Source organism: Pantoea sp. CTOTU46764 (genome assembly GCF_031974595.1).
GTDB classification, from domain to species: Bacteria; Pseudomonadota; Gammaproteobacteria; order Enterobacterales; family Enterobacteriaceae; genus Pantoea; species Pantoea trifolii.
Map to the genome: position 1 here is coordinate 26,124 of NZ_DALYOQ010000040.1, position 11,416 is coordinate 37,539.

Annotated in this window: 12 protein-coding genes and 1 pseudogene; 12 read left to right on the plus strand and 1 reads right to left on the minus strand. The window is 54.8% G+C overall.

The genetic code is table 11. The annotated features are described in order from the left end of the window. The 4 genes and pseudogenes from RTM06_RS14165 to pqqF form a co-directional block, all read left to right on the plus strand. Window positions 1-115 (plus strand): annotated as a pseudogene (locus RTM06_RS14165) (pyrroloquinoline quinone biosynthesis protein C); the annotation flags it as partial. 4 nt (window positions 116-119) lie between these two features. After that, a complete protein-coding gene (gene pqqD, locus RTM06_RS14170) occupies window positions 120-398 on the plus strand; it encodes a pyrroloquinoline quinone biosynthesis peptide chaperone PqqD (RefSeq protein WP_312182952.1) in 279 nt (92 codons plus the stop codon). Further along, window positions 385-1,524: a pyrroloquinoline quinone biosynthesis protein PqqE gene (gene pqqE / locus RTM06_RS14175; protein ID WP_312182954.1), complete on the plus strand. Its 1,140-nt coding sequence runs from the start codon at window positions 385-387 to the stop codon at window positions 1,522-1,524. Before pqqD ends, pqqE begins: the two co-directional genes overlap by 14 nt. Then, window positions 1,524-3,845, plus strand: coding sequence for a pyrroloquinoline quinone biosynthesis protein PqqF (gene pqqF, locus RTM06_RS14180; protein WP_312182956.1), 2,322 nt, complete (start codon window positions 1,524-1,526; stop codon window positions 3,843-3,845). Before pqqE ends, pqqF begins: the two co-directional genes overlap by 1 nt. A gap of 25 nt (window positions 3,846-3,870) precedes the next feature. On the opposite strand, the gene dld is transcribed toward pqqF, so the two are convergent. Beyond that, window positions 3,871-5,565: a D-lactate dehydrogenase gene (dld, locus tag RTM06_RS14185; RefSeq protein WP_312182980.1), complete on the minus strand. Its 1,695-nt coding sequence runs from the start codon at window positions 5,563-5,565 to the stop codon at window positions 3,871-3,873. A gap of 439 nt (window positions 5,566-6,004) precedes the next feature. Between dld and RTM06_RS14190 the strand changes: the two genes are divergently transcribed. The 8 genes from RTM06_RS14190 to RTM06_RS14225 form a co-directional block, all read left to right on the plus strand. Next, the gene (locus tag RTM06_RS14190) at window positions 6,005-6,985 is read left to right on the plus strand and encodes a 6-phosphofructokinase (protein WP_312182958.1); all 981 of its coding nucleotides are present in this window, start codon (window positions 6,005-6,007) and stop codon (window positions 6,983-6,985) included. Between the two features lie 10 nt (window positions 6,986-6,995). Continuing rightward, window positions 6,996-7,310: a PTS sugar transporter subunit IIB gene (locus RTM06_RS14195; protein WP_008110086.1), complete on the plus strand. Its 315-nt coding sequence runs from the start codon at window positions 6,996-6,998 to the stop codon at window positions 7,308-7,310. Continuing rightward, window positions 7,303-8,676 (plus strand): PTS sugar transporter subunit IIC, encoded by a 1,374-nt coding sequence (locus RTM06_RS14200; RefSeq protein WP_008110085.1) that lies wholly within the window; start codon window positions 7,303-7,305, stop codon window positions 8,674-8,676. Before RTM06_RS14195 ends, RTM06_RS14200 begins: the two co-directional genes overlap by 8 nt. Next, window positions 8,663-9,505: a ketose-bisphosphate aldolase gene (locus RTM06_RS14205; RefSeq protein ID WP_008110083.1), complete on the plus strand. Its 843-nt coding sequence runs from the start codon at window positions 8,663-8,665 to the stop codon at window positions 9,503-9,505. The genes RTM06_RS14200 and RTM06_RS14205 overlap by 14 nt, the downstream gene beginning before the upstream one ends. A gap of 62 nt (window positions 9,506-9,567) precedes the next feature. Further along, window positions 9,568-9,837 carry a hypothetical protein gene (locus RTM06_RS14210; protein WP_312182962.1) on the plus strand — a complete coding sequence of 90 codons (270 nt, stop codon included), beginning with the start codon at window positions 9,568-9,570 and terminating at the stop codon, window positions 9,835-9,837. A 9-nt stretch (window positions 9,838-9,846) separates the two neighbouring features. Further along, entirely contained in the window at window positions 9,847-10,284 is a 438-nt protein-coding gene (locus RTM06_RS14215) for a PTS sugar transporter subunit IIA (protein ID WP_312182964.1), read from the plus strand. Further along, window positions 10,281-10,865: an ATP-binding protein gene (locus RTM06_RS14220; protein ID WP_265296847.1), complete on the plus strand. Its 585-nt coding sequence runs from the start codon at window positions 10,281-10,283 to the stop codon at window positions 10,863-10,865. Before RTM06_RS14215 ends, RTM06_RS14220 begins: the two co-directional genes overlap by 4 nt. Before the next feature lie 124 nt (window positions 10,866-10,989). Then, window positions 10,990-11,416, plus strand: a 427-nt coding sequence (locus tag RTM06_RS14225) for an SDR family NAD(P)-dependent oxidoreductase (protein ID WP_312182967.1), incomplete at its 3' end; no start/stop codon positions are given.

The following is an 11,416-nucleotide window of genomic DNA, read 5'->3' on the forward strand; positions in this document are numbered from 1 at the left end:
GCTCGATATTCTCTGGACCATGCTGGATGCCATGACCATGGCGTATGCGCTGCAACGTCCGCCTTATCATACGGTCACCGATCAGGTGTCCTGGCACAGCACAAGACTGGTATAACAACATGAAAGATAATGTGATTCCGGCTTTCCGTCGCGGCTACCGCATGCAGTGGGAAGCGGCGCAAGACAGCCATGTAGTGCTCTATCCTGAAGGCATGGCCAAGCTGAACGAAACTGCGGTGGCGATCCTCGAACTGGTGGATGGCAAACAAGATGTGGCGGCGATCGTTGCCACGCTGGATGCGCGTTTCCTGGATGCGGGCGGCGTCGGCGATGACGTTAAAGAGTTCCTGCAATCAGCCATCGAACAAAAATGGATACAGTGTCGTGAACCCGAGTAAAAGCGTGACGCCGCCGCTGTGGCTGCTGGCAGAACTGACCTATCGCTGCCCGCTGCAGTGTCCGTATTGTTCCAATCCGCTGGATTTTTCCCAGCAGGAGAAAGAGCTGACCACCGAACAGTGGATTGAGGTGTTTCGTCAGGCGCGCGCCATGGGCAGCGTGCAGCTCGGTTTTTCCGGCGGCGAACCGCTGACGCGCAAAGACCTGCCGGAACTGATTCGCGCCGCGCGCGATCTCGGTTTCTACACCAACCTGATCACCTCCGGCATTGGCCTGACGGCGAAAAAACTCGACGCCTTTGCTGACGCCGGGCTCGATCATATTCAGATCAGTTTCCAGGCCAGCGATGAAACGCTCAACGCCGCGCTGGCCGGGTCGAAAAAGGCTTTCCAGCAGAAGCTGGAGATGGCAAAAGCGGTGAAAGCACACGGCTATCCGATGGTGCTGAACTTCGTGCTGCATCGCCACAATATCGACCAGATCGACAAAATCATCGATCTCTGCATCGAACTGGAAGCCGACGATGTCGAGCTGGCAACTTGCCAATTCTACGGCTGGGCGCAGCTCAATCGCGAAGGTTTGCTACCGACGCGCGAGCAGATCGCCAACGCTGAAGCGGTGGTGGCCGATTATCGTCAGCGCATGAGCGCCACCGGTAATCTCACCAATTTGCTGTTCGTGACGCCGGATTACTACGAAGAGCGTCCGAAACCCTGCATGGGCGGTTGGGGATCGATCTTCCTCAGCGTCACGCCAGACGGCACCGCGTTGCCGTGCCACAGCGCGCGTCAGCTGCCGGTCGAGTTCCCGTCGGTGCTGGAACGCATGCTGGACGATATCTGGTATAACTCGTTTGGTTTCAACCGCTATCGCGGCTTTGACTGGATGCCGGAACCCTGTCGCTCCTGCGATGAGAAAGAGAAAGACTTTGGCGGCTGCCGCTGTCAGGCCTTTATGCTGACCGGCAATGCGGATAACACCGATCCGGTGTGCAGCAAATCGCCGCATCATGGCAAGATCCTCGAAGCACGGCGTGAAGCCAACTGCAGCGACATCAAAATCCAGCAGCTGCAGTTCCGCAATCGCAGCAACTCCGAACTGATCTTCAAGCAGCGCGTTACCTGATGAACACGCGCCAGCTGACGCTTACCAACGGCCTGCGCTGCCATCTTTATCATCAGCCCGACGCGCGTGAGGCGGCGGCGTTGGTGCGCGTGCAGGCCGGCAGTCTGGATGAAGCCGATCGCTGGCCGGGTTTGGCGCATCTGCTGGAACATCTGCTGTTCTGTGGCAGCGAAAACTTTAACGGCGAGCATCGCCTGATGCCCTGGCAGCAGCAGCAGGGCGGCCAGGTGAATGCCACCACGCAGTTGAGCCGCAGCGCCTATTTCTTTCAGCTCCCAGCTTCAGCATTGTCTGCAGGCGTGCAGCGGCTGTGCGATATGTTGGCGTCCCCGTTGCTGACGACGCAGGCGATTCAGCAGGAAGCAGCGGTAATTGAGGCAGAGTATCAACTGCTGCTAAACCATGTCGACACGCTGAGTGAAGCGGCCATCGTAGATAAGCTAAAGGGACGCTTTCAGCGCTTTCGCGTCGGCAGTCGGCGTACGTTTGGTGACAATGTCACGGAGCTGCAATCCGCATTACGCGATTTCCATCACCGATTCTATCGCACTGAAAATATGGAACTTTGGCTGCAAGGGCCGCAATCGCTTGATGAGCTAACGCAGCTGGCGACACGCTATGGCGGCAGCTTGCTGGCTGGCGGAGAGCGCGCTGCGGCTGTTAAACCTGCGCTGCTGCCCGGCGATCGTTTGCTGCAATTAGGCGGTGAAGAAAATTTCTGGCTGACGTTATTGATCGCGGGCGATGAACAGACGGTACGTGACAATGTCACCTTGCTTAAGGTGTTTTGGCAAGACGAAGCGCCGGGCAGTTTGCTGGCGCAATTGCGGGCTGAGGCGTTATGCGAAACCTTTGATGTGCAATGGTTATGGCAAGATGAACAACATGCCTTACTGGCGCTGCGTTTTAATGCCGGGCGTATTTCATCGGCACAGGCGCAAAAGCTTGAGCAACGCGTTTGGCAGCATCTGGCGGCGTTAACTGCATGCAATGCGATTCAGCTGCAGCACTATGCGCAACTCGCGCAGCAGGATTTCGCGGCTTTGTCACCGCTGGAACAGTTGCGCGGCCGCGCGTTCGGCTTCGCGCCTGGCTCAGCGGTTACTGAAAACTTCACAGATTTTGCCGCCGCGTTGCCGCAATGGCCGTGTACGCGTCTGCTCACCCAGCAGCACGTCGACGGCGCACCGCATCAGACGCAGGGCTTTACCCTGCAGCTGGCTGAATGGCTGCCGGCATTGCCGGATGCGTCAGAATCCGCAGCGTTTCACTTTTATCCCGCTTCAGGCGGCATTCAGCTCCCTCGTCTTCCGCCCGTGGCGGAAAAGTTGCCGATTATTGCGCCGGTAAAACAGGTCGAAACGCTGCTGCTGCGTCCGGCGTTTTATCAAACCTTGAGCGATGAAGAAGCGCAGGCGCGGCAGCGCCAGTTGCGCCCGATGCTGGCGGAACTGCGCCACGCCGGCGGCAATGGCAGTTGGCAACCAACGCAGGGAAGCTGGCAGCTGCTGCTCAATCTGCCCGCATCCGAAGAGCGCGCATTGTTAAGCGTGCATCAGGCATTACAGGCGCTGAACACGCTGGTGCTGGCACAATCCGCAGCGACAACACACTCCATCGTCATTCGTCAGCTGCTCGCCGCTTTGCCTACTCGCTTGATCAAGCCCTCGCCCTCGCCGCACTGGCTGGCAGCATGGTGCGGCACCAATACCGCATTAAGCCAGCGCGTGGCGCATCTGCTCAGCGATTTTACGCCGCAACTGGCGCGCGACACGCCGCCGGCACAACTGCAACACGGCATCGTGCCCATCGCCTGCGACGGGCGCGATCAGGCGCTGCTGCTGTTTATGCCGTTACCGCACGCCGACGATGCCAGCCTGGCCGCTTTGCGCGTGCTGGCGCTGATGCTGGAAACGCGCTTCTTCCAGCGTCTGCGCGTGGATCAGCAAATTGGTTATGTGGTATCGGCGCGTTATCAACGGGTGGCCGATGTGGATGGCTTAATACTGGCACTGCAATCGCCGGATAGCACCTGGCGCGCGTTGCTGGGTCACTGCAAACGCTTTATGCGTGAGATGGTTGCCGAGATCGCGTCAATTTCGCCGGAAAAGCTGGCGGCATGGCAGGCAAGCTTACTGACGCAATGCATAAGCAAAGACAACGGCGAAGCCGCACTCGACACCCTGCGCCAGCAGCACGGCCTGGCGACGCTCAATCGCGCTGCCATTCAGGCTCTGACGCTGCCGCAGCTTCAGCAACTGCACCATCGCCTGCTGCGCGAACGGCATCGCTGGTTGATTTTGGTGACCAGGTACGCATAAATGCGCGCCCTACGAAACCCCGATGCTACATCTCCCGCCAAAACTTCTTCTTACTGGTTTTGCCAATCCCCGGGTTACAGCTGTTGGTCGGATCAAGTTGTTTCCAGTGCTCGACATGTTCACACGATGCCTGATAGAGGTGTCCGACATTGTGCTCGGCGGGATACTTCGCGCCGCGCTGCGCCAGATAGCGCTTCACCTCTTCCTTAAACACTTTCGCGTCGTAGCCCGGCTTCAGCACGTAATCCTGATGATTGACGAAGCAGAAGAAGTGCCCGCAGCACGAATCAACCTGCACCTGCGCTGCCAGATGATCCGGCAGCGTCAAACGCCACGCGTCATCATTGCGGCGCAGCGCCACGTCAAACGCCACCAGCCGTTCGTTGGGGTTGTAGCCCAGCGCATCGCAGTAGGAAATAGTGCAGCCGCCGACGCCGAAACGCACTAAAAATGCATCCGCCGCTTCACGCGCATTGCAGAGGAAAAAGCCGCCTGGCTGCTCAGCAAAGAACTGCTGTAACAAGCTTAGTAATTCAGCGGTTTGCGGCGACTCCACTTTGATCATCAGATGATGTTGATACTCGCTGCGGTAATCCATGATGCGCGGTGCGATAAAGCTCGGCGTCAGCTGGTTGAAGAATTGCAGCACCCGATCAATAAAATTGCGCGGCAGGAATTTCAGGTGGCTGACGCGCACATCCCATTTAGCTTTATTGGCCATCATCTGCGGAATAGCCTGCGGTCCCAGTTTGCGGATTGCCAGATACATATGCTTGGCGTAGCGCACGGTTAAATCGAAGGCGTTGCGATGAATATATTCCGCCTGCAGCGGCAGCTCGCTCATTTTGGTTAGCAGGAAACGGCGCAGCGCCACCAGCACGCTCTCATCGTTAGTGCCGATGTAGAAAGTATCGCTGCCGGTGCTGGCTTCAAAGGTCGGCAAGCGCACGGCGAACACCACCACTTTACCGGCGCTGCCTGAGCTGTCGTGCAGGTAACGCAAATCGCCATTGAAGCGTGCAGGGGAATCTGCGGCCACATCTCGCAGTCGGTCGGCATAATCATCCGCCCAGATTTTTCCCTGCCAGTCGGATTGCTCACCGGTTTGATAGCGCTGCTGCGTCAGGTTTTCCAGCATCACTTCAGGTGTGTCGCCCAACTCGATACCGAGATGGTTGACCATCTCTAAACGACCATCGTTGTGAATGCGGGCGAACAGGGATTTTTCAGTGAAAGCGGGGCCGCGCCGAATCAGTGAGCCACCGGAATTATTACAGATGCCGCCAACCACTGACGCGCCGATGCAGGACGAGCCAATCACCGAGTGCGGCTCACGCCCCAGCGGCTGCAAGGTGTGCTCCAGTTCAGTCAAAGTGGTGCCAGGGAAAGCAATCACCTGACGCGCCTGATCAATCACCTGCACGCCTTTGAGCTGGCGGGTGCTGATGATCACGATATCGCGGTCGTAATCATTGCCGTCGGGCGTTGAGCCACCGGTGACGCCGGTATTCGACGCCTGCATCAGCACAATGACATCGTGCGCCACGCAAACCTGCAGCGTTTGCCACAGCTGCAACAGCGTTTGCGGTAACGCCACCGCCAGCGCTTCACCGCGTCCGACGCGGAACCCCTTTATGTACCAGGCTTTATCATCCGCATGGGTTAATACCTGTTTCTCGCCAACCACCTCTGCTAACTGACGCAACATATCCTTCTGCATGCTCACTTTTCTCTTCTTTATTTTTATCTGCCACGGTATTGGACAAGTGCATCGGCATTGAGTCAATCCTTCACTGGACCTGACGCATAAATAACGCACGTAATCATTATCCCTTTATCTGATACGGAATAAGCCTCAGGAACCGATAAAAATGCGCGGGAAATCACAAAATAGATCGAAAGAAAAACAGCGAGCAGGGTGTTTATTTAAGTCGCCGGTTTTACTGCGCAAAATAAATATAACCCTATGATTTTATTTGTTATTAATGGTTTAAGGTGAAAAGTGGCGTGTGATTTATATCACAGAATTTAGCCTGAATGGGATGCTGTCAATGATCTCACTCGGGGAATTCATCGCAAAAGTGTGACATTCGTTGCAAATAACAATGTCGTTAATCGGAAGAATGAATTCCAGACGCACAGTATAAAGGATGATGACAATGAGAATTGGCATGGTGATCAGTGGTGGCGATGTCACCGGGATTAATAACTTTGTGTATCAAATATCGCGCTTAACCCAGGCGGGAATAGTGTTATTTAACGGTGGCATTCCGGGATTACTGGAAAACAATCACCAGGAAATATCCCAGCGCGATTTAGTGGATTACGCCATCGCCGCTATTCCGGTAATGCAATCGGGACGAACCAGCAGAAAATTAATTCGTCCGGAATATGAAACCATCGCCAAACACCTTAAGTCGTTGCGTATCGATGTATTAATTATGGCGGGCGGCGATGGCTCATTACAATTCCTGCATACGCTAAGCGAATTTGGCGTTAACTGTTTTGGCGTCGGCATGACCATCGATAACGATGTGTTTGGCAGTGATTACAGCATCGGTTTCTCCACCGCCTGTGAGCAGGTTTTAAAAGAGGTTGCGAAATTACGCAATACCGGCCGCGCCTTAACCGGTCGTGTGTTTATGGTGGAACTGCTGGGCGGTTATTGCGGGGAATTAACCTTGCAGTCGGCGATCAAATCCAATGCGGATTTCGCGCTGATCCCGGAATGCCAGATTGCACCACAAGAGCTGGCCGAGCGCATCACCCAGCGGCTGGCGGCGCAGAACAGCGTCATTATTTTGTGCTCGGAAGGCTACACCCGTGAATATTCGCCGGGCTTTCAGGGCGCTATCGATACCTTAATTAAACAAATTGAACCGTTAATTGGTGTGCGTATTCGTAAAACAATTATCGGTTATGGCCTGCGTAATGGCGATCCTACCTGTGAAGAGATTTACCAGGGCACCATTATGGCCAGTGAAGTCGCGCGTTGTATTCAGTCGGGAATGCGCAACAAAGCGGTGATTATTAATGGCAGTAATCGACCGATTCCGATTGATTTAATAAGCATGAAAAAACGCCTGGTCGATACGGAAGGGCATCATTATAAACTCGCTAAACAACTGCAAATTCTGTGAGGAAATAGCCATGCTGAAAATATTATGTGTCTGTGGATGTGGTTTGGGTTCAAGCTTTGCGATTGAGATGAGCGCCAAGTCAGTATTAAAGAAACTCGAAATTGATGCTGATATCGATCACACCACCATTTCTGAAGCCAACGCCTTTAAATCCGACATGATTTTAACTCAGAAAGCCTTTGCTGATGTGTTAAATGCCGATGCCAGCCCGGAACAGATCAAACGGGTGATTATTCTCAATAAGCTAACCGACAAAGCGGAAATTGAAGAGAAAATCGTGGCGTTTATGAAAGAACGTAACTTAAAGGTTGCTAATCATGAATAGTGTGATCGACTTCCTGGTAAAAGACTTATTGGGGCAGGCATCAATATTGATCGCCTTTATTGCCCTGATTGGTCTGCTACTGCAAAAAAAATCGGCGGGCAAGGTGGTGGAAGGCACCTTTAAAACCCTGCTTGGTTTCTTAATTATGATGGCCGGTATCAACATTATTGTCGGTACGCTGACCTTCCTGAACACCATTTTCACCCACGGTTTTGGCATGCAGGGTTATATCACCGACGTTGCCGCCATTGCCGGGTTAGCAAACCGCGAGCTGGGTTCAGAAGTGGCGCTGACGCTGTTGGTGATCTTTATCGTCAACATCATCATTGCCCGTCTGACACCGTTCAAATACATCTTCCTGACCGGTCAGGCGCTGCTGTGGATGGCGACCATCGGTGCGGTGATTGGCTATAAAGCGGGGCTGACAGGCTTACCTCTGATCCTTACCGGCGGCATCTTTGGCGGCATTATGGCGGTCGTGATGCCTGCGCTGGCACAACCGGTGGTGCGTCGTATCACCGATTCCGACGACGTGGCGCTCGGTCACTTCTGCACCATCGGCTACCTGCTTACGGCGGCGGTGGCGAAGGTGGTGGGCAAAGGTTCGCGCTCCACGGAAGACCTCAAACTGCCCGACAACTTTAAATTCCTGCAGGACACCTATCTGTCGATGGCGGTGGTAATGGTGCCGATGTACCTGATTCCTGCAGTCGCCGCCGGTCCGGAATTTATCGGCCAGTACAGCAACGGCATGAACTATCTGATGTACGCCTTTATGCAGTCGATTCAGTTCGTGTGCGGTGTGTTCGTGCTCTATAGCGGCGTGCGTCTGCTGCTGAACGAACTGGTGCCAGCTTTCCGCGGCATTGCCATGCGTCTGGTGCCGGATGCAAAACCGGCGCTCGACTGCCCGGTGATGTTCCCGTACGCCCCGAACGCTGTGATCGTCGGCTTCCTCGCCACCACGCTGGGTTCGGTGGTGGGCATGCTGGTGTTCCCGATGTTTGGTCTGGCGATGATTCTGCCAGGTCTGCTGACCAACTTCTTTGCCGGTGGCACCGCAGGCGTGTTTGGTAATGCGCTCGGCGGTCGTCGCGGGGCGATGATCGGCGGTTTCGTGCACGGTCTGTTCATCACCTTCCTGCCGGCGATTCTGGTGCCGATGCTGGAAAGCTACGGTTTTACCGGCGTCACCTTCAGTGATTCGGATGTCATCAGTACCGGTTTGGTGCTCGGCCATGCCTTCCAGAATAACTGGCTGTTCGTCGCGCTGTTTATTGCCTTTATTACTCTCATCGCCTGGTTTGTTAACGGAAAATCCACCAAGTCTAAATCCCATGAGGAAAAGCTCCATGAAACTTTATAACTTTACCGATCTGTTACAGGTTGCTAAAGAACGTGAATTTAAAGCGCTCGGTTCCTTTAATTTGCACTGTCTGGAAATGCTGCCCGCCTTTTTTAAAGCAGCGGAGAAAACTAACAGTCCATTAATGATTCAGATCTCAACCGGTACAGCGAAATATCTCGGACATAAATTATTGGTGGATGCCATTCGCTCACTGTCGGAAAGCCGTAATGTGCCGACCTGTTTGCACCTCGATCACTGTTCGGATTTAGACGCGATTCAAACTGCGCTGGATGCAGGCTTCAGTTCAATTATGTATGACGGCTCACATTTGCCGATTGAAGAGAACATCGCCAATACGCGTCGTGTTATTGATATGGCACGCCCGCTGGCGGTATCAGTGGAAGCGGAACTGGGTGCGATTGGCGGCTCGGAAGATGGCAAAGAAGTGGAAATGAATGATGCGGCCTTTACCACCGTCGATGAAGCCAAACGCTTTGTCGATGAAACCGGCGTCGATATGCTGGCCATCTCCATCGGTACCGTGCACGGCTTGTATACCGGCAAAGCGCATATTCAGCATCAGCGCCTGGCGGATATCACCGATGCCACTAAAACGCCGCTGGTGCTGCACGGCGGAACCGGTGTTAGCGATGAAGATATGCGTCTTGCGGTGCGCAGCGGCATTGAGAAGGTCAACGTCGGCACCGAGATGAATGTGCAGTGGGTTGCGAACTGCAAGCAGACGTTTGAAAAGGGCAAGGTCAACGACAGCGTGCGTAATTTCCTTGTGCCGGCCAACGATGCCGTAACCAATGTGCTGGTAGAAAAGATTCAGCTGTTCCGCTAATTCCGACTCACTCATGACGTAATAACCTGAGGTGCCCGGCGCCATTCGGGGCAGGAGACGCTATGTTTGGATTCTTGAAAAAGGGCTCCGATAATAAGAGCCAGGATTTACAGGAAATAGATCTTCAGGCTGAAACCATCAGCGGAAAAATAAGCGAGCTGGAACAACAGTTAGCCAATAATCCGCAGGCGACAGAGACGCAAAAACAATTAATGCTGGAATATAATCGTGCATTAAATATCTTTGCGAAAAGCCGCCGCTTTCGTCAGGAAATTGATCCGCTGTTTGTCAAAATCGATGAACTGCGCAACACCATTCGCAAATCATTTTAAGGAGGCAGTATGAGTATTAAACAGCTGCTGCAGGAGGCAAGTGCGATTCAGGTGGGGATCAGCGCCAGGGATTGGCGCGAGGTGATCGCGCTGGCGGCGCTGCCGCTGGTGAACGGCGGTTACATCAAAGCCAGTTATCCGGAAGCGGTGATCGCCAACACGATGGAGCATGGCGCTTATTACGTGTTTGAGGAGGGCATCGCCATTCCTCATGCACGGCCGGAAAGCGGCGTGCTGAAAGATTGTTTCAGCATGATCGTACTGGATGAGCCGATTTCGTTCGACGGCAGCGACAAAGCCGACATCGTGATTATGTTCGGTGCGCGTGACAGCAACGCCCACATTGAAGAGGGCATCCGCGCGATTGTCACGCTGCTGGAAGATGAGGAGACGCTGGTGCGCTTGCGCAACGCCAGCAGTGCTGCGGAGGTGATAGAGATCCTATGACAACCGACACTGAAGAGAAGATGGTAGTGCTGGTGAACGGCATTCCGGCTTCCGGCAAAAGCACCCTGACGCGCGCGCTGGCTGAGCAATTCGGCTTTCCGGTACTGACGCTGGATAGCCTGAAAGAGCCGTTTATGGCCAGCTTTGCGCCGGTGGATCGCCTGCGCAATCGCCAGTTAGGTTGTGCGGCGTATCAGGCGATCTGGCAAGTGGTGGCGCAAGCACCGACGCGCTGCATCTACGTCATTGATGCCTGGTTTGGCTTCCAGCCGAAAGCGGTATTGCAGCAAGGATTGCAACAGGCGGGCGTGACGCGGGTGCTGGAGCTGTGGCTGGCGATCACGCCAGATGACGCTGTGGCGCGTTATCAGGCACGCTTGACCGATCGTATGCCGGGACATCCGGGCGCAGAGTATCTGCCAGAACTGCGCAAGCTGGCGGAAACCGCCCAGCCGATGGCGCTGGGTCCGGTGTTGCAGCTTAACGCGCGCAACCCGGACCAGGCGGCGGCCTGCGCCTGGTTGCAGCGCCAACTGCGGCTGCCAATCAGCGCTCAACCGGCTTTATCGGCCTCGGGTTGAACCCTGTCGGCAGCAGGCTGAACGCGCATCAGCACTGCGGCCGACACCGCCATCGCATGATTCGTCAATGCATCTTCCTCTGCCTGAACCAGGCTTTGTGATTACGCTCACAGAGGAAAGCATGATGAATATCGAACTACACGGAAAAACAGCCTTAGTTACCGCATCAACCGGCGGCATCGGTTTTGCCATTGCACAAGGTCTGGCGGCCAGCGGGGCGGAAGTGGTGCTCAACGGGCGCAGTGAAGCCTCGGTGAGTCGTGCGCGCGAGAAGCTCAACGGCCTAGTCCAGGGGGCGAAAATTCATACCTTTATCGCCGATCTCGGCAGTGCGCAGGGCGTTAAGCAACTGCTCAACGGTTTGCCGCCGATCGATATTCTGGTGAATAACGCCGGGATTTACGGTCCGCAGGATTTTTATCAAGTGGATGACGACACCTGGGATGCCTATTGGCAAACCAACGTGATGTCCGGCGTGCGCCTGTCGCGGGCTTTGTTGCCGGAGATGGTGAAACGCGGTTGGGGCCGCGTGGTGTTTATCTCATCAGAGT